At 64.1% G+C, this 19,052-nt stretch carries 14 protein-coding genes; 5 read left to right on the forward strand and 9 right to left on the reverse strand.

Features of this window, described 5'->3' with window-relative positions:
* Positions 1–2 precede the first annotated feature (2 nt).
* From bcsA to bcsB, 5 genes are all read right to left on the reverse strand, one after another.
* Positions 3–2,660 carry a UDP-forming cellulose synthase catalytic subunit gene (gene bcsA / locus C266_RS10035; RefSeq protein ID WP_010807990.1) on the reverse strand — a complete coding sequence of 886 codons (2,658 nt, stop codon included), beginning with the start codon at positions 2,658–2,660 and terminating at the stop codon, positions 3–5.
* A complete protein-coding gene (locus tag C266_RS10040) occupies positions 2,657–3,430 on the reverse strand; it encodes a cellulose synthase operon protein YhjQ/BcsQ (protein WP_010807991.1) in 774 nt (257 codons plus the stop codon). The genes bcsA and C266_RS10040 overlap by 4 nt, the downstream gene beginning before the upstream one ends.
* A 77-nt stretch (positions 3,431–3,507) precedes the next feature.
* On the reverse strand, positions 3,508–7,365 hold the full coding sequence (locus C266_RS10045) for a cellulose synthase subunit BcsC-related outer membrane protein (RefSeq protein WP_168162891.1): 3,858 nt from the start codon (positions 7,363–7,365) through the stop codon (positions 3,508–3,510).
* Positions 7,350–8,573 (reverse strand): cellulose synthase complex periplasmic endoglucanase BcsZ, encoded by a 1,224-nt coding sequence (gene bcsZ / locus C266_RS10050; protein WP_010807993.1) that lies wholly within the window; start codon positions 8,571–8,573, stop codon positions 7,350–7,352. Before bcsZ ends, C266_RS10045 begins: the two co-directional genes overlap by 16 nt.
* Complete coding sequence (bcsB, locus tag C266_RS10055; RefSeq protein WP_010807994.1) at positions 8,574–10,934, reverse strand: cellulose biosynthesis cyclic di-GMP-binding regulatory protein BcsB; 2,361 nt, start codon at positions 10,932–10,934, stop codon at positions 8,574–8,576.
* 295 nt (positions 10,935–11,229) lie between these two features.
* Here bcsB and C266_RS10060 point away from each other — a divergent pair, with 295 nt between their 5' ends.
* The 4 genes from C266_RS10060 to C266_RS10075 all read left to right on the forward strand — a co-directional run bounded on the left by C266_RS10060 (position 11,230) and on the right by C266_RS10075 (position 15,504).
* Complete coding sequence (locus C266_RS10060) at positions 11,230–11,496, forward strand: hypothetical protein (RefSeq protein WP_010807995.1); 267 nt, start codon at positions 11,230–11,232, stop codon at positions 11,494–11,496.
* A 6-nt stretch (positions 11,497–11,502) separates the two neighbouring features.
* The gene (locus C266_RS10065) at positions 11,503–12,153 is read left to right on the forward strand and encodes an HAD-IB family hydrolase (RefSeq protein ID WP_010807996.1); all 651 of its coding nucleotides are present in this window, start codon (positions 11,503–11,505) and stop codon (positions 12,151–12,153) included.
* Positions 12,154–12,175: 22 nt separating this feature from the next.
* The gene (locus tag C266_RS10070; protein ID WP_010807997.1) at positions 12,176–14,101 is read left to right on the forward strand and encodes an FUSC family protein; all 1,926 of its coding nucleotides are present in this window, start codon (positions 12,176–12,178) and stop codon (positions 14,099–14,101) included.
* A gap of 239 nt (positions 14,102–14,340) precedes the next feature.
* The gene (locus C266_RS10075; protein ID WP_010807998.1) at positions 14,341–15,504 is read left to right on the forward strand and encodes a class I SAM-dependent methyltransferase; all 1,164 of its coding nucleotides are present in this window, start codon (positions 14,341–14,343) and stop codon (positions 15,502–15,504) included.
* 72 nt (positions 15,505–15,576) lie between these two features.
* Here the strand turns inward: C266_RS10075 and C266_RS10080 are convergent, their stop codons facing one another.
* Entirely contained in the window at positions 15,577–16,866 is a 1,290-nt protein-coding gene (locus C266_RS10080; protein WP_036662444.1) for a TIGR03862 family flavoprotein, read from the reverse strand.
* A 294-nt stretch (positions 16,867–17,160) separates the two neighbouring features.
* On the opposite strand from C266_RS10080, the gene C266_RS10085 reads away from it, so the two are divergent.
* On the forward strand, positions 17,161–17,910 hold the full coding sequence (locus C266_RS10085; RefSeq protein ID WP_010808000.1) for a bifunctional 2-polyprenyl-6-hydroxyphenol methylase/3-demethylubiquinol 3-O-methyltransferase UbiG: 750 nt from the start codon (positions 17,161–17,163) through the stop codon (positions 17,908–17,910).
* A 41-nt stretch (positions 17,911–17,951) separates the two neighbouring features.
* On the opposite strand, the gene C266_RS10090 is transcribed toward C266_RS10085, so the two are convergent.
* The 3 genes from C266_RS10090 to C266_RS10100 form a co-directional block, all read right to left on the reverse strand.
* On the reverse strand, positions 17,952–18,143 hold the full coding sequence (locus C266_RS10090; protein ID WP_010808001.1) for a DUF2964 family protein: 192 nt from the start codon (positions 18,141–18,143) through the stop codon (positions 17,952–17,954).
* Between the two features lie 163 nt (positions 18,144–18,306).
* The gene (locus C266_RS10095; RefSeq protein WP_010808002.1) at positions 18,307–18,516 is read right to left on the reverse strand and encodes a DUF2964 family protein; all 210 of its coding nucleotides are present in this window, start codon (positions 18,514–18,516) and stop codon (positions 18,307–18,309) included.
* A 176-nt stretch (positions 18,517–18,692) separates the two neighbouring features.
* Positions 18,693–18,995: a DUF1488 domain-containing protein gene (locus C266_RS10100; RefSeq protein ID WP_051126231.1), complete on the reverse strand. Its 303-nt coding sequence runs from the start codon at positions 18,993–18,995 to the stop codon at positions 18,693–18,695.
* Between the last annotated feature and the right edge of the window lie 57 nt (positions 18,996–19,052).

Genomic DNA, 19,052 nt, shown 5'->3' on the forward strand with positions numbered 1-19,052 from the left:
CCTTACGGCTGACGCACACCCCGCAAACGATTCTGCCAACGCGTCACGAGATTGTTCAGCAGGTAGTTCGCCAGCACCTGATAACCACGCACGCCCATCGCCAGCATTTCGAAGAGCGCCTTGATCGGCTCGTCCCGTGCGCGCTCGGCATCCCAGTCGCGCCACGCGTCGGCGCGGCCGAACGTGAATTGCACGAGATGTTTGTCCTGCTCTTCGGTGAGCGGCAGGAACGAGAGAAACAGGTCTTGTCCTCGCCCGCCGACCACGCTCACCGGAAAGCCGTATTCGTTCACGCCACGTGCCAGCGCCACCTGCGCTTCGGTGCCCACGGTCAGATCGATAGGCACGGGCATTCGCAGCGCCAGGCCGCCGCCCGAGAAGTCGCGCGTGTGGCACGCCATCGTGCGTCCGTCCGGCAGATATAGCGTGGCAGGCATGCGCATCAACACCCGGTGAGTGCGGCGCACCTGCTTCACCTCGGTCGCCACGGCCACGGCAGCTCCCAGAACCGCAAGGTTGAACGTCGTCCATCCCAAATTGAAGATCAACGCTCCCATCTCATGGACCGGGCCGTAGAAATAGCGCAATACGCCCGCCACGAACCCCAGAAAATTGACGCTGAGCAATACGAGATACGGCTTCGAAATGCTCCAGTCGAAGAAGCTCTGCTCGATCAGGCCGCCCTTGGTCGTCACATTGAACTTGCCGTAACGCGGGTTGATAAACGCCAGCGTCGTAGGTAGCGCCACATACCACGCGAGCACAGCCTCATACACATCCGACCAGAACGAATGCCGGTATTTCCCCTGGATGCGTGAGTTGGCGATGTTCGCGTGCGCGATATGCGGCAACACATAAGCGCAGATACTGAGTGCGGCCGCCTGCACGATGTGTAACCCGAAAAAGAGGTAGCACATCGGCGCGAGCAGGAAAATAATGCGCGGAATGCCGTAGAGAAAGTGAAGCATGGCACTGGCGTAGCAAATGCGCTGACCGAGGCTCAGACCTCGGCCAAAGATCGGGTTGTCGACACGGAATATCTGTGTCATACCGCGCGCCCAGCGAATGCGTTGCCCCACATGGCCGGAGAGCGACTCGGTGGCCAGACCGGCTGCCTGCACCACTTTCAGGTACACGCTGTTCCAACCCCGGCGGTGCATCTTCAGCGCGGTGTGCGCGTCTTCCGTCACCGTTTCGATTGCGACGCCACCGACTTCCTCGAGCGCCGTGCGACGCAGCACCGCACACGATCCGCAGAAAAATGCGGCGTTCCACAGGTCATTGCCGTCCTGCACGATTCCGTAGAACAGGCGCCCTTCATTAGGTACTGCCCCACGCGTGGCAAGGTTGCGCTCGAACGGATCGTCGGAAAAGAAGTGATGCGGCGTTTGCACGAGCGAGCAGCGCTCGTCCTTTAAGAATGCCCCCATCGTGGTTTGCAGAAACGAGCGCACGGGGATGTGGTCGCAGTCGAAAATGGCAATGAACTCGCCCTGCGTCTTGCCCAGCGCATGGTTGATGTTGCCCGCCTTGGCATGCCGGTTGTCGGGGCGGGTCATGTAGTGCACCCCCGCTAGCTCGGCAAATTCGCGCATGAAGTCGCGACGCCCGTCGTCGAGCAAGTAAATGTTGAGCTTGTCGGATGGCCAGTCGATTCCGCTAGCGGCGTAGACCGATGGCCGCACCACTTCGAGCGCCTCGTTGAATGTCGGAATATAGATATCGACGGTCGGCCATTGGCTCGTATCCGGCGGCAGCGGCGTGATGGGACGACGCAATGGCCAAACCGTCTGAACATACCCGAGCAGCAGAATCAGCCATGTGTAGACTTCGGCCGCGATAAGCGTATAACCGGCCGTCGCTTCGGCCATGGTGTCAAACCCCAGCGACTGAGTGAGACGCCACCACACATAACGGATCGTCGAAATCAGCGACAATCCGATCAGCACGAGCACGGAATATTGGCTGTCGAGGCGCCGGAACACCAGCGCCAGCGTGAGCGTGCAAATCGAGAACAGCAATTGCTCGAAGGGATCAAACGGTGTCGTCACGATCCAGAACACGCCGATCAGCCCGAGCAGCGCGACGATCGCCGATGTCACACGCCACTGCACCGCGCGCTCAAGGTGCATGTCGAATCGGTGGGCGAGCTGTACAGATGTGCCGGGCGGGATGCCAAAGAGTGTCAGCACCGTCCACGACCGCACACGGTCGTAGTACTTCCGAAACGCCAGCCATGCCGTGTAAGGCGGGAACGCGGGGCGACGGTCGGCCCGGCGCCACGCCAGCGCACTCACGATTTGCCCGAAACTCGCATCGGCCGGGGCGTCGATCCGATGCGTAGCGCGTTCGTTGATCCACGCCAGCGCACGTCCCGGATAGTCGGGCCGTCCCGGGCGTGCAGGTTGAAACACAAGGCGTAGCCACCAGTCGCGCCATTGGTCGAGTTGACGGACGTCGAGCCGCGCTGCCAAGAGCACTACAGCACGGTCGCCCATTCGCGAAATCCATAGTCGATGCTGCGGCGAACGCACCGTCGCGGCGAGCACCCACTGCAGCACGCCTGGGTAGCGCCCGCCCGGTCTAAGCGGCACTTCGAAACGCACGACCAGCATCTCGCGACCCAGCCGGTGAAGAGAGCGCAACGCGTCGCGGATCATTTTTCGCCCCTTCTTGACCGGTCCAACACCTCGTCCGGGGTGGTGGCGCGCACCAGCCACGCGGCCAAACGCGCAAAATCGAGCGCTGCCTGCGAGCCGAACCCGGCGTTTGCCAGTGTCTTCCCGTTCGCCGCCATCGTGCTGATCGCCTCATCGCGATGAATACGCAGCGGCACGACGGCCTCGCCCCCACGCGCCTGCATCAGATGCAGAAGATCATTGTTGAACGAGGAATTGGCAGCGGCCAGATTCGGCACCATCTGCACGCGGTCCGCACAAGCCGCCATCAGATCCGGTTGTGTGACATAGCCTGTGGTTGTCACAGGCACGATACCCAGTATCAGATCGGCAGCCGCCACCGCCGCTTGCGCCGCCATGTCGGGCAAGCGTTGCGTGTCGATGAGCACCCGTGTGCCCGGCGCCAACCCGAGCGCATCAAGCTGGCGACGCAAGCCTCCGGTGTCTTGCTGCAACCACTGGCCGAGCGCGGCGAGCGTTGTCGCGTCGGTGCGGCCTGCGGGCAGCAACGGCACACCGGCGGGCGTCTCGCACAACACGCTGTGCCAACCGTCCGGCGCAACGCTCGGTGACATCACACCTTTGCCACATGCCTCGCGCAGCCCGAGCACCGAGCCGATGCTGTTCTGGGCGTCGAGTTCGAGCACCACGACCGGATGCGAGGCGTGCGCAAGTTGCGCCGCCAGATGGGCCGTGACGGTGCTGCGGCCAGCACCACCGGCACTGGAGACAACGGCGATGAGCGTCAGCATGTGCCCTCCCAGGCAGCGTCCTGGGACACGCGTGAAACGGCGATGGTCAGAACGGAATCGAGGCGAGCGCTCATGGGTCAGTAGCTCCAGATCGGGCGTACCGGCGAAGGCGGCATCGGTACCTCACCGCGACGCGCGTCGAAGTGATAACGCATGTAGACGAGATAGCGATTCGGCGCGTAGTAGTCAGAGCGCTCGAACTGCACCTGCGCACCGATGACCCACTGGCGGTCGACCCAGTATTCCGCGCGTCCAACCACCGAGAAACCGACCCCGAAGCCGCCGCCCGAACCGTACGTCAGGTTTCCGCTGGCCGCTTGCAGCGCCCCGTCCGTCGGGAAGTACGGCATCGACTTCTCCTGACTCTGCGAGAACGACACGGAGCCGCGCAGATAGTACGACCAGCGTTGCAAGCGTCCGTACCATTCCAGTGGCAGCGTCAGCGAGACATAGGTCTGCGGGCTGTAGTACCCGCCGTGTCCGTACGTGTAAAAGCGCTCGTTCTGCGCAAAGCTGTCGAAGAACAGCGTGAGGCCCGTGTTCAGGCGCATGTCACGCTTGTAGATGAGCGGCAGATCGACACCGGCGCGCGCCGACACCTCGGAGTTGTTCAGGACATTCTCGCCCGTGAGCCGCGCCACACTGGCTTGTGCGAACACGCCCCACTTCGCAAAGTCGCGTGACGCGTGGAACGTAATGGCATCGCGCCGCACACCGCCCCATTTGCCGTCGCCGAATATCTCGGGTAACGGCAGATACGCCCCGGCGTAAGACACCATGCTGCCGATCATCGGCCGACGTGATGCGTCGACCCAGTAGTTGTAGCGTCCAAGGTTGCCGAACAGGCGCACGCCACCGGTCACGTAGGAGATGGGGAAGCCGATGGGCGTATGGCCGATATCCGCCCGAATCCAGTCGTTCTCATACCCGAGCATGAGCGCCTGTCCGTGCGCCTTCTGGCGCTTCGTGCCGTAGTCGCCCAATACACCGGGATTGGCCGTCCGGAACGCCGGCACATTGAGCAATGGCAGCGTGCCAAACTCCGACGTGCCGTTCAGCGGCAAGTCCCCGGAGTCGGCGTTGACATAATCCGTCTGCGCGAACACATGACCGTCGTAACCGATCGCGTATTGGCCGTATACGGGCACGGCGCGCGCGTTGAACATCGAGATGCCGCCGTCCCCCTTCTTCTGATCGATTTCGTATCCCGCCGCCACATAGCTGTTGCGACGCGACATCAAGGAGTCGATGGCCGACTCGGCCGACGTCATGCCGTCATAGCCCGGCAGTGCGCCTTGCACGATCTCTTCCTTGCGCGCCTGGTCGTACCATCCCTTCGCCTCGTTGTAGTGACGCTGGGACTGCGCAATGCGGCCGCGCTGCACCGTTACCGCCGGGGTATCGGGAAACTGGGCGCGCAGCTTGTCGTTCAGGGCGATGGCTTCGTCGAAGCGATCCATCGCGGTGAGCCGTCGCACGGCCGCAAGTTGCGTCCAGACGTCATCCGGCGCAGCCTCGGCCAACGCGCGATCGAGCTCGCGGTTGGCGGCCTCGTCGTCTTGCATCTCGTAGAGCACGCGCACGAGCGACAGGCGTGCATCCTGATCGTTCGGATCCTGACGGATTTGTGCTTCGGCGATCTTGCGCGCGTCGTCGTAACGGCGTTCGTCGAAATAAATATCGCCCAGCGTCGACAGCGCGCGCTTGTCAGGCGGTTGACGCGAGAGCAACGGATCAAGCTTGTCGCGTGCCGTCTTGAAGTCACCCAGCGCCCGCGCCCGGTCGGCTTGACGCAACGCCAGCCGATCTTGCAAATCCCGCCATTCGTCGCGCTGATCCGCGCCGAGCGTCGCCGGATCGATGCCCGCGAGGAACGTTCCGAGTTCGGCATCGCGCTCGGTCGTATTGAGCAGTTCCGCGTAGCGCAATTGCGCATCGGGCTGCGGCTTGTCTCGATGCGCGGCGAGCCAGTCGCGCATGAGCGCAAGCCCCTGCTCCGGCTGCCCCGCCGACACGCGCGCACGCGCCACCTCACCGATCAGTTCCGGATCGTCGCCCGCCATCGTCAACGCTTCACGATAGCGTTGTTCGCTCAGCGCGTCGTCACCCGCGGCATGCGCTTCACGCGCCAGACGGGCCGTGTCGCGAATCGCAAGCGTCGTTCGCATGCGCTGGATCGACGGTGTGACATTGGCCGCCGGAATCTGTGCGAGCGAAGCTCGCGCCCCGGCCTCATCGTCAATCACGTTCAGGTAAATGGCCTGGGCGTACAGCATCTGCGCGCGGTCGTCGGGCTCGAGTGGCTGGCGCAGGCCATCGGCCATCACGTCGCGGCCGATCTGCGGCAGTCGCAGCTTCCGGTAGAGACCCGCGAGCGAATAGCGTGTCCACGCATTACCCGGATCGAGCGCGACGGCACGCTCGAGCGCCGCGAGCGCCGGACCATTGTGGCCTTCGGCCATCTCGCGCTCGGCGTCGCCTGACAACGCGGCAGCCTCGGCCTTATCGAAGCGCGCCTTGTCTTGCGGGAAGCGCCGGCGCAGGTCGCCGAGCAAGCTCGCCAGCTCCGTGCGGCGCTGCTGGCGCGAGTACAGGGTCATCATGCCGCGCAGCGCCGTATCGTTATCCGGCTCGACCTTGAGCGCTTGCTGGAAGAGCCGCTCGGCGTCGCCGTCGCGCTTGTCGTCAAGCGCAATGGTGCCCAGCAGCGCCAGCCCGTCCGGATTGCGCGGATCGCTCGCCAGGGCGCTTCGCACGAGCCTGTCAGCCTCATCCAGACGGCCCGCGTCGCGGGCGGCGCGCGCCTCGGACATCGCGCCCCAGAACTGCGATGTCCGCAGCAGACTGCGCCACTTACCGGCGTTGCCCGGGTCTTTGCGCAAGGCCTGCGCGAACAGTTCCTGTGCGCCCTTGTGATCGCCTTGGCGCATCTTCACAAGTCCCAGCGAGCCCGCCAGTTCGCCGTCGTTAGGTCGCTTGGCGCGTGCTGCGTCGAGCGACTTCTCGGCATCGGTCAGCCGCCCCTTATCGAGCGCCCGAATACCGGCCTGTTTCGCCTGGTACGTGGGGTCGTCGAGCATGCGCGTATGGGCAGTTTGCTGTGCATTCAGCTTGTCATAGGCCGAGCGGATCTCGGCGTCGTTCGGCGCGAGCGCGAGGTAGCGTTGATACAGGGGTAACCACGCCAGATTGCCGTCCGCCTTGGACAGCCCCTTCTGCCACAGCGACAGCAACGCGTTCATGTCCGCATCAGGACGCGCCGCGAGTTCTGCCACCATGCGTGTGCCCGCAAGGCGGCTCGACGGCCGGTCGATCATCAGTTCGGCCAAGGATTGTGAAGCGCGAGTATTTTCCGGCGACGCCTTCGCCAGATTCGCCAGCCCTTGTTGCGCAGCCGGCCAGCCGTTGGTGGCATTCGCCTGCGCCCGGAAGTACTCGACGCCGAGATCGCCACTGGGCGGACCATCGGGAAACAGTGCCTTGTATTCGGCGAAGGCGGCATCGGCCTGCCCGCTGCGTTGAAGCAGACGAGCGCGCGCGATGCGGGACTTGTCGACGGTATTGATACGGATCACGTCGGCCAGCGCTCTCGTCGCCAGGGCGTTCGGATAGCGCGTGCGCAGCGTCTGCAATGCCTTGTTCGCCTGCTGCGGATGATTCTCCTCAATCTCGATCTGACCGAGCAGCGAGAGCGCGTCGGGCTGATCCGGCTGCACAAGCAACGCCTTTTCCAGCGCGGCGCGGGCGAGATCGTTGCGATAACGCGCATGCCAGAGGGTGGCGCTCGAGAGCAGATTGCGCACGTCTCGATTAGGCGCCACGGCGTCGGCCTTGTTGTCACCGGCGTTCGGCGCGGGGGCCGCACGCACATGTTCACCGCCTGCGGCCATGAGCAGGCAAGTCACACAGGCGGAGCGAATCAGCGTGTGGCGCAAGCCGCCTCCCATGGCACTTGTAACGTGCCGTCAGCGGCAAAACGGAAGTGCCCGTCCTGCCAGCCCAGACCGAATAGCGAGAGTACCGAGTTGTAGTAGACCGGCGCCGATTGCGCGTCGAGAGAACGGGCACGCGCGACTTGCGCTTGCGTCAGCGTCGTATCCCCCACGGCCTGAAGCAGCGGGACCAGCGCCGCTGAAAATCCCGAACCGCCGTCCTGCCTGGCAGTGCCGTCACGCGTATTGACCCGCTCAGGCGGCGCGCCGTGGGTCGCCACGTACTTCAACATGCCGTCGAAAGTGTGTCTGAGCGCGCGAAAGTCCTCGCTGCCGGGGGCGAGCATGCCCGCCCAGAGGTACACACGAATCGCGTTGTAACTGCCCTCACCCTGCGTCTCGGGATCGATCTCGAACCCACGGCCTGCGCGGTACATTGCCCACTCGGGGGCGAACCCAAGCGGCGGCGCCGTCAGCGTGATCTGCTTGAGCGACGACGCGATGAGTTGTCCCCAGCCGCTCTCCGGGAAGAGGCCCGCCAGGCGCCGCACCACTTGCATCGGCACGTAACTGGGGTTGAGCCGCCACAGATCCTTGGCCGGATGAAAACCGACCGGGGCCGGGAGTAACGTGCGGCCAAGTCCCGGGACAAAATCTGTCTCCTCCGACGCGATGCGTCGTGCAACGAGCGCGCCAAGCGCGGTGTAGCGCCGCTCCGTCCATAACCGTCCCGCCTCACCCAGCGCGTAAGCGATCCACATATCGGCGTCGCTTGCCGGGTTGCCGTCGAGTACGCCCCACTGTGCGTCGTCCTTCTTGCCCCAGAGCCATGCCGGGAGATGGGCGGTCAGATCGCCCTGCGCCAGATTACTGATCGTCCAGTCGAGCACTTTGTCGAACGTGGCCCGATCGTTGGCAATCAGTGCAAAGGTCAACGCGTAGGCCTGGCCTTCGGACACCGTGCGCTGATCGTTCGTGCTGTGATCGACCACGCGTCCGTCGTCACTCAGGAAACCCGCCTTGAAACGCGTCCAGTCGGGCCAGTCGACAGGCGCGCACGTACGACCGCCTGCTGCGCGAAGGGGCGCAGGCTTCACCGGTGCGCCATGCACCCGTTGCGTCACACTGACGAGCATCGGCATCGTGCTGCACGCGGCGAGCGCGCGCAACATGGCACGACGGCGCCGGCCATAAGCATCGGCGCGTTCCATTCACTGCTCCAGACGACGCGACGCGCGACGCTGCAACCAGCCAAAGCACTTGAGCGCAATCGCGAAGGCCGCGAGCAACGCAACCAGCCCGACCAGAATCGGGTGGCTCGAGAGGTGATAACGAATGCGGGTCCACCAGCTCACGTCGCCGACAAAGTACGTCCGCCCCAGCCGGTACGATTCGACTCGCTCGCCATTGACCACCGCCAGATCGCCGTGAATCGCTTCGCGCCGGGTGCTGTCGTCAATGGCATCGACCACGCTGAGCAGGGTATCGTCGCTCGACGCGTTGATCGCGACCACCGAGCGCGAGGGGCTTACGGGCGATTCGAAGCCGACGAGTGCCGCGAGCGGACCTTGCGACAGTACGTCCATGCGCGCCGGACCGACGCGGCTTGCCGTGAACGCCGAGCCCATCGCGCCATCCCCCCGATAGCCTTGCGGCTGCGTCGTCAGCACGCGGCGGGTCTTGTCGATGATCAGCGGCAGATTCTTGCCCCACTTGACCAGAAGGTCGGCGGCATCCTTCCCGCCGATCACCAGCAGGTCGCGGTCCTTGAAGCGGTCCGTTTGCGTCGTGTCGAGCACGTCGAAGCGGTCGGCATACGTGCCGGTAGAGCGGCCGAACTGGCCGAGCGCCGAAAACACCGTTTCGAGTTCCGCCGTGTCGGGTGTCTTAGACATGACAATCGCAGTCTGCGCAAGATCGGCGTACTTCGTGAACGGGAAGCCGCTGCCGGCGAAGAAGCTCAGATTCGGCATCTCGGCGTAGTGCGGCAAATCGCTGAAGTCGATGGTCGAGTCTGCGTCGATGGCCGAGTGTGCGGCGTTCGTGATCGTCTGGCTGCACATCCCTTCCTTGTGCGGCTCCATCGCGAACTGGAACGACAGCGCATTGCGCGCCGCCACCTGGAAGGCGGGGATGCGCACCTCCCTGCGGTCGGCCGTTGTGCCGTCGGCGAGCAACTCCACAAGCATGTGACTCTTGTCGGCACTCGCCCCTGCCGGGCGCAGACGATACGCACGCACGAACTGATCGTTGATCGCCACGCTCATCGACGAATCGTCAGTTTTGACCGGCGGCGTGTAGCGGTACTTCAGATCCATCGGCACGCCGGTGTTCTGCCACGTAAGCAAGTCCGCCGGCAAATTGAGCTGAATGCGAATCGGCCACGGCATATAGCCGTTCACCTGGAGATCGCTCGGATTGTCGACCAGTTCGCCGAACGTGACGGGCCGATCGGTGCGCACCCAGCGCGGCGCGTCGTACGCCGGGCGCGGGGGCAACGGCTCAAGCGCATCGATGCGTGTCGTTTCCCCCGATAGCGCAGCGCGGCCCGAGACAAGCGCCAGGACCGCCGTCTCCAGATCCTTGGCGTCGCGCCCCTGAACGACCAGCAGCTTGAGCGACGAATCGTTCGGGTTCGACATCATGCGCAGCGTCGGCGCGTCGACCTTCGCGAGATTGAGCCCCTGCGGCAACGTGTCGTTCGTGGCGAACACAATGGCGTGTTTCGACGGCAGCGTGTTTACGCTGACCGGGAAACGCGTACGGCGATAGTCGCCGATAGCCCCCGCCCACGTCGCCACCACCCCGGCCGCGTGCACCACCGCAGGCGACGGCGGCGCGCCGAAGACAAAGGGCACCGACTGATCGCGGTTATCGTGCCGATCGAAGAACGGTGTAGGCAGCGTGGCCAGATCGTTGCGCAGTGAGAGCTGCTGAGTACTCGTGACGATCTCGCTCTGCGGACTGACATCCATCCACAGGCTGGAGTGCATCGGGTCCTCGCACTCCATGGTGTAATGGCCGATGAATACGAGACGAACCCGGTTGAAGCCCGAGAGCAGGCGCGGATCGAGCGGAATCTCTTGCACCAGATTCTTGCCGCCGTCCTGCTTGCTGAACGGCAACGCAGCGATCAGTTCCTCGTTCAGATACACCTTGAGTTGCGAGAGATTGGGTATCAGAGCGGGCGAATAGGTGTAGCGCAGCCGCAGCAACGCCGAGGCGACGGTCTGATCGAGTCGGATTCCGAAATTGACATCGCCCGCCCCTTCCGTGCCACGCAGACGCAGGCCGTTCGTCTGCCCTAGTTGAGCAAACGTGACCGTACGCTGACTGGTGCCGGGCGGTGGTGACGTGAGCGCAACGGTATTGCCGCCCGTCTCTGGCGAGGCGGTGGCACCGGACGTCTTGTCCGGCACGGCAGCGGCGGCCGATGGCCCCGAAGCCTTGCCCGTTCTGCCTCCCGCTGGTGCCGCTCCCGCAAGCCTGACACCAGGGGCCATCGTTGCAATCACCAGCAGGCCGATAGCTGTGACTTTCGTGTAACGCGACCAAGACGCTTGAAGCTGCATATGCGATGCCTCATCTGTTCTTGTGCTGCATTATCACCATCTCCACACGAGCCTTGCCTGATCGGCCCGACGTTTCACCACGTCGTTATCACGCAATCCTAAGATCGCCAGGGTCCGGCAGCACAACTCAGCCCATAAAATCTCGAAATGGCACGTTCTGCCATGCTAGCTTGCTTGAGTACAAGTAATCAAGCAAGCATTAGCACCCATGTGTCGCAAGACAGGTACAGTGGCCGTCCGGTCAGCATGGCAATTGAATTGCGGTGGGCAAGCCGCACCGTATAGAATGCCCGGCATGAGCCTGAACGAACCTTCGTCCCCCAACACCGTGGCGACCAGCACGTCCGCGCCGGAAGCGGCTGACGCGATGATCGAGCATCGGTATCCATCGGACATCGACCGTTTGCGTGAAACCGTCGGCACCGGTGTGCTGCCGTTCTATCGCGACGAACAGGCGATTGTTGCCGGTCGGCAGGCGAGTGAACGCTGGCCGCATCTCGTGGCCGTCGCCGACTCGCGCAGCGCAACGCCGGCATCATCGCCCATGCCGGACAAGCGCTGACGCTGCATGCAAGACGCGTCCATCATCGCCGCCTTCGACTTCGACGGGACCATTTCCACCACCGACAGCCTGCGTGTGTTTGTGCGTGACACCGTCGGTACACCGCGTTTCGTGGCAGGCGCCGTGCTCGCGTCGCCATGGCTGATCGGCGCTGCATTGCGTCTCGTTGACCGAGGTACCGCCAAGGCGGCGTTCCTGCGGGCGTCGCTCGGTACGCGTACCCGGGCACAGCTCGAAGACGATGCCCAACGGTTCATCACTCAGCGTCTGCCCGATCTGCTGCGCCCCGAGATGCTTGCGCGCCTGCGGCAGCACCGGGCGATGGGGCACCGCGTCGTGCTGGTCAGTGCCTCGCCGGGCTTGTACCTTCGCCCCTGGGCCGCCTCCGTCGGGTTCGATGCCGTGCTAAGCACCGAACTCGCGTTCGACGATCAGGCGCGCTTCTCCGGGCAATTCGCGCAGCCGAACTGCTGGGGCCCCGAAAAATTGCGACGCCTCGAAGCGTGGTGGACGACTTATCCGCCGCGCGTGCTTTTCGCTTACGGCGACAGCCGGGGCGACAAAGAGATGGCCGAGCGCGCCGATCACGCCTGGATTCGCGGCCAAGGCAAGCTCATGCCGCTGATGGATACCGACACGCCAGAGCGCGCGTCCTGACGACGGAGCGGCAGCCCTCCCCATGCCCACAACGCCTGAACCCGGCCACCGCGTCGCGTGGATGTCGCGTCTGGCGCGGCTCGAACCCGTGGCGTTCTCGCGCTGGGACGCCGTCCATGCCGCCCTCTCCGTCGCGGTGCCTACGGCCATCGGCGCCGCCATCGGTCATGGCGCCGATGCTTCGCTCATCGCCCTCGGCGCGCTGCCGGCCATCACGGGCGACCGGACCGGCCCCTATCGCGCACGGGCACGCTCCATCCTGCTGACCATTGCCACCGGCGTCGTGGGTTTTTATGCCGGTATGCTGATCCACGATATCGACGCCTTCAACCCGTGGCTCGCGCATGTGCTGCTGCAAGTGGCCATTCTGCTGTTCAGCTTCGTCGGAACGTTCGGCAACGTGGCCTCAGCCGCGACGTTGCAGGGTGTCATCTACCTCATCGTCGGCTGGGGCCTTGCGCTGCCGCCGCCCGAATGGCGTGCGCCACTGCTGCTGGCGGCGGGGGGCGTTTTCAGCGTAATGCTCATGGCCGTGCATTGGCTACGGCATCCGGGCGCGGCCGAGCGTGACGCTGTCGCCGCCATCTATCAGCAGTTGGCCAACGTGCTCGAAGCGAGCGGCACACCGCGCGTAAGGCTCGCACGCCGATCGCTCGAAAATGCGATTGCTGCGGCTTACGACACATTGCTGACGGCACGCGCAAGCACGGTTAGCGGCTGGGATGTCCTCGAGCGCCGCGCCGCGCAGATATTGGCTGCCGAGCCCATCACGTCTGCGGTCATCGGTCTTGTGCAAGGAGGCAGGCCCTTACCTGCGCCGCTTGGGCGCGCCTTGTACGGCGTTGCCCGCAGCATTGCGAGAGATCGCCCGGTCGACGTTGATGCCGTCGTCGCCGTTGCGAAAGCCAATTGGTCGCCGACATTGGCGTCGGCGTTGCATCGAGCCGAGCCGTTGCTCACGGGTACCGTGCATGCTGCCGAGGCGCCATTGATTGCTTTGGCACGGCATCAGGCGCGGGCTACGGTGCATCCACGCTGGATGCCGAAGTGGCCTTGGCCGGATGTATGGCGGTATCTGGTGCGCATTGGCCTGTGCGTGCTCGTCGCGCAGATCTTCATAGCGATCACAGCGTTGCCGCGTTCGTATTGGGTACCGTTGATCGTCGTGGTGATTTTCAAGCCGAACTACGGCTCCGTATTTGCCCGTGCGTTACAGAGTGGCGTGGGCAGCATCGTCGGTGTGGCAGTCTCAGCGGCGGTAGTTGCGGTCGACCGTAACGGTCTGGTCAGTCTGGCGACGCTAATTCCGCTTGCTGCGTGTTTGCCTTGGGCGCTGCGGCGCAACTACGGATTATTCAGTGCGTTGTTGTTACCGATCCTGATGTTGGTGATGGGTGCGTTGCAGCCGGGCAGTCAGAACATTGCCGTCGCGCGTTTCATCGACGCAGTGGCGGCGTGTGCCATCGTGTTGTTGGTGGGGTATTTGCCGTGGGCGAAGTGGGAGCGGCGTCAGCTTGACGAGCGTGTTGCCGGAGTGCTTGACGCGCTGGGCCGCTATGCGGCGCTTGCCCACGCGGGCGACATCGATGCGGCTTTCGCGGCACGGCGCGCGGCGTACAAGGCGCTGGACGACACCCGTATTGCATTGCAGCGAGCGTTATCGGAGCCGCCACTGGTGAGTCGTCGGGCGGCGCGTTGGTGGCCTGCGTTGGTGGGGTTGGAGCGGGTGGCGAATACGATCACGGACACGGTTCCGCGTGGAGACGCTCACGGGGCGGCGTTACATCCTGGGGCGGCGATTCTCACGCATATGGCGGCGGCGTTGAGGCATGGCGGACCGGCACCTGAGATGCAGCCGGCGCCGATCCCGGGCATCGACCCGGCGTTGGATGGCGCGATAAGGGAGGCAATCGGCGTATTGTTCTCTGCCCCGGAAGGCACAACTTAAACGAACGAAAGCGCGAACGAAAGCGGTGAAAAACGGGCCATTTCCGGCGGGAGGGGTATTAACGCAGGCATAATGCGGGCTTCCGGCGCATCCAGAAGGAAGCGAAGAAGACGGACCGGGGGCCCCTTTCTGCAGCAAGTTGGGTTTATGTTTGAGAGGCGGAAAGGGGCCCCCGGTCCGTCTGGGGAAGGCATCCCGTCAGAGCTTCACAGCGCCGCCACGCCATTAAAAGACATAGCATGAACAATACCCCGACGCTCGACTGGACCGAAGACGGTCGCCCCGTCACTGCCCGTTGGCGTTCAGAAGCGGGCGTTACCCCACCGCGCCGCGTCGAAGTTGTCGACGATACGATCACGGCTGACGATGCGTACCATCTGGCGTGTGGTGGAACGGCGTTGCTATATCGCGGCGACTATCAGAATGCACGGCAATTGATGCAGGCGATGGCGCGTCGGGCTGACCGTCCGCCGCATCGTCCACGTCGCAAAGCGGCGGCGAAGGATACGCAGACCGGCGTCAATCCGGCTGAAGCCTTTCACAAGCACCGCATGGCGCAGGCCCAGCGGGCGAGAATCTTGGGGATGGTGCTCATTCCGCTGGATGCTGACTACGGCATTCCGTTGCGTCGAGCGCCGGACGTTCGAGAGGCGTGCACGGAAGTCTGGGGGGTACCGGACGGTGCACCGTCGGTGGCATCGTTGCGAGAGATTCTGGGATTGGTCGGTGCGCACGAATGGCGCAAGAAGGGGGTGACGATTCCGGCGTTGGGTGCATCGATTCACCCGTGGTATGGCGTATTTTCGCCGGTTCGCGGCGAGTATTTGCAGTTGATCGAGCAGGCGCCGTTGCCGTCCACGTCGTTGGCGTTTGACGTTGGCACGGGAACGGGTGTCATCGCGGCGTTGCTGGCACGTCGTGGGGTGCAGCAGGTTGTCGGGACGGATCGCGATCCGCGAGCATTGGCGTGTGCGCGCGAGAATATCTCGCGACTAGGCTACGAGCGTTCGGTGAAGATCGTGGATGCCGATTTGTTCCCTGAGGGCAAGGCGCCGTTGATCGTCTGCAACCCGCCGTGGTTGCCGGCCAAGGCGAATGCGCCCATCGAGCATGCCATTTACGATCCGGAGAGCCAGATGCTCAAGGGTTTCCTGAACGGCTTGGTGGCCCATCTGAGTCCGGGCGGCGAAGGCTGGCTGATTCTGTCGGATCTCGCGGAACATCTGGGTTTGCGCACCCGAGAGACGTTGTTGTCGTGGATCCACGGGGCGGGTCTGGTCGTGCTCGCGCGTCACGACGTGCGGCCGCATCATCCGAAGGCGGGCGATGCCGACGACCCGCTGCATGCTGCAAGACGTGCCGAAGTCACCTCGCTGTGGCGTCTGGGCGTTCGCCCGGCCTGACCCCGCTGACGCCGACACCAGACCGAGAAGACAAGCGATACCCGGCGGCGGCACAGCCGTCGGGGCGCGCCGTCAGCGCAGGGCCCGAAGGTAGGCTGCCGCGCCATCTCCCGCCACGCAGGCGCTGGCGAAGCATGCGGTAAGCAGATACCCGCCGGTTGGCGCCTCCCAATCCAGCATCTCTCCTGCGCAGAACACCCCCGGCAGTGCCTTCGCCATCAAATGCGCGTCCAGTGCGTCGAGCGCGACGCCGCCGGCGGAGCTGATAACCTCGGCAATCGGCCGTGTGCGTAGCAGCGTCAACGGCAACCGCTTGATCCCGGCCGCAAGCGCCGCCGGATCGTTGAACGTCTCGCGCGGCAGGCACTCGCGCAGTAGCGCTGCCTTAACCCCCGCGATTCCCAGACGGCTTTGCAGATGGCTCGCCATCGAGCGTGATCCGCGCGGGCGCGCTACCTCCTCGGCCACGCGCTGCTCACGCCAATCCGGCAAAAGATCCAGATAGATTTGCGTGCTGCCATTGGCGCGGATCGCATCGCGAATCGGTGCACACAGCGCGTACACCAGACTGCCCTCGATGCCATGCGTCGAAATCACGAACTCGCCTTGCCGCGTCGTGCCGTCAGGCAGCGTCATCGTCACGGACTTCACCGGGTGCCCCGCGAAACGCTCGCGCAGATGCGGCGTCCAGTCCGTCTCGAAGCCCGCGTTGGCAGGCAGAAGCGGCGCGACGCCGACCCCGTGATCCTGCAACCAGGGTACCCAGGCGGCGTCCGACCCCAACTGCGGCCAACTGGCACCGCCCAACGTGAGTACCACCGCCTTTGCCCGTACCCTGCACTCACCACCCGGCGTTGCGAACCGCAGGTCGTCCGGACCGGCCGCCGCCTGTGCCTCCCAGCCCAGCCAGCGATGACGGACATGCAGCCTGACACCGGCCGCACGTAACCGCGTGAGCCAGGCACGCAACAGTGGCGCCGCTTTCATGTCGACGGGGAAAACACGTCCTGATGTGCCAACGAACGTATCGATGCCCAGCCGATGCGCCCACGAGCGCACGTCGTCCGCGCTGAAACGGCGCAGCCATCGGGCGACGACGTCCGCTCGTTTGCCGTAGCGGGCCACGAATGGCGCTGCGGGCTCGCTGTGCGTGAGATTCATACCGCCCTTGCCCGCCATCAGAAACTTGCGACCGACCGACGGCATGGCATCGTACACATCGACACGCCATCCTGCCGCCGACAACACTTCTGCCGCCATCAGACCGGCGGGACCCGCTCCGATCACGGCGACATCGATGGTCTCGGCCGCACCAAAGGTCGAGGCGTCGGACGGTGAGGGAGAAAGACTGGATGGGGGCATGCTTGGGAATGTTGTTGCGCAATAACGGCTGTCGCACAACGCCCGTCATCGAAGGCAGACGCGGCGGCGAAGGCCGTTATTGTCCCACATCGGTGTCGCACGGACACTCGGAGGAGGCTCGATTCCGCCCCGACATCCCTGTAAATCGCAACAGGAGGTATGCGGGGCATGGCAGATATTTGCCGCTTTGGCGTTACAATCGCTCCCCGCATTTTTATTTCACCCCGCCGCCCGGTCACCTTTGCGCATTCGCGTCATCGTGCGCCGTACGGGGCCGTCACCCTGGAGCCGCGCATGCCGTCATCCGATCCAGCGTCGATAGGACGCACCGCTTACGCAAGTTTCGCCGAACGCTACGCCGAGATTGCCGTCACCAAGCCGCACAACGCCCTGTACGAACGCCCCGCCACGCGCGCCCTGCTTGGCGACACCGCCGGCCTGCAAGTCCTAGACGCCGGCTGCGGCCCCGGCATCAACAGCGCCTGGCTCGCCGGACAAGGGGCGACGGTGCACGGCATCGATGTCACCCCCGAAATGATCGTGCTGGCCCGCAAACGCTGCGACGGGCTAGCTGCGACGTTCGACGTGCAAGACCTCGGTGAAACCTTCGCGACACTGACCGACAATCGCTTCGACGCCATCGTCAGCGCCCTCGCGCTCGACTACGTTGAAGACCTTGGGCCGACATTTCTCGAATTCGCGCGGGTCGCCAAACCCGGCGCGACGCTGGTCTGGTCGATGGGGCATCCGATGCGCGACTGGATGGACGAGCGTACGCGGCGCAACAGCACCTACTTCGAGACCACGCGTTTCGGCATGTACTGGAGCGGCTTCGGGGAGCCGAAGCCGTATGTGGAGTCCTACCGGCGCCCGCTGGCGGGTATTCTGAATGCCGCCGCCGAGGCAGGCTGGCAGATCGAACGCATGGTCGAACCGCTGCCGTTGCCGGAGATGAAGGCCGTCGACCGCCGGCTGTACGACGAATTGTCGCAAGCGCCTGCCTTCATGTGCGTGCGGGCACGCCTCGCCCCACCGGCACGCTGAAGCGGCCGGCCGATGCCCTCATCGACACGCTTATCGACGTGTCACGACTTCTCACGCTCGCCCCACGGAATCAGCATGGTAGCCGTGCATGTCGCACCGATCAGCACGGCTGCCACGCCGTAGCGGGAGACCTCCGGCAGGTTGAACAGCAGACCGTGGACCGTGGCGAAAATGCCTCCCAGCGTCACGAACGCGGCGATGGAGGCAATGAAGACGCGGATATCGGAGCACATACGTCACCTCACAACGAGGTCACGCACGTTGCGAAGCGATTCAGGCAGGGAAATCGACGGGGCCGGCGGCTTTTCCAGCCGGGGCCGCGTGACTCTCGGGTGACTTCGGCGGCGTCCCTCAATTCTCAGTGTAGGACGCCGCACACCAAACGGTTGGCGCGACTCAGGACTTTGACTTGGTCTCGCCCTCTTCGTCTCGCGGCCACGGCGTGAGCATCACGACGATGAAGAGAATGCCAAACAGCACAGTAGCCACTCCCCAGTGCATGACGTAGGTCTTGTCATAAAGCAAGCCGTGGATGGTGGCAAACGCCCCGGCCAACGTCATGAAGGCCGCGATCGAGGCGATGACAACGCGAAATTCCGAGCCCATGGCGACTCCTTCTAGTTTTCGGCAATGGTGCCGCTGTTGTGTAACTTCTTTTGCGGCAACGCTAGTCTACGCCGATCCCTACGGCTCGCCTATTGAGTCGTATGCCTAAACAGTCCGAAATTTGACGCCCATCAAGTCCAGCACGCGAAAGTATTACCCCGATGAGAATGAGCGGACTAACGACGCGACGCCTGACGCCGGGTCTCCCGCACCCAGCGGAAGTGCCCGCTGCGCAGCAGGACGGGGCCCGCGAGCCCCATTGCCAGGTATTCACGCGTGAGCGCATGGATATGACTGCGCCCATGTTCGAAGGCGTGCAACAGATCGTCTGCGCGGGCAGAGTGGGCGCCGAAGTGATCCTCCAGCGCTTCAGCCGACACTGCGCAATCGAACGGCCGGCCATTGACGACAACCGCGAATTCGATCGTCAGATCTTCGTAGTTGAACACGGGACGGTGATCCGGAAACTCAATTTGCATGGCGACACCCCCGGGGTTACGAAAGGACGCGATCGACGTGTCGGCCGACACGTTCCA

The sequence above is a fragment of the Pandoraea sp. SD6-2 genome (genome assembly GCF_000389825.1).
GTDB classification, from domain to species: Bacteria; Pseudomonadota; Gammaproteobacteria; order Burkholderiales; family Burkholderiaceae; genus Pandoraea; species Pandoraea communis.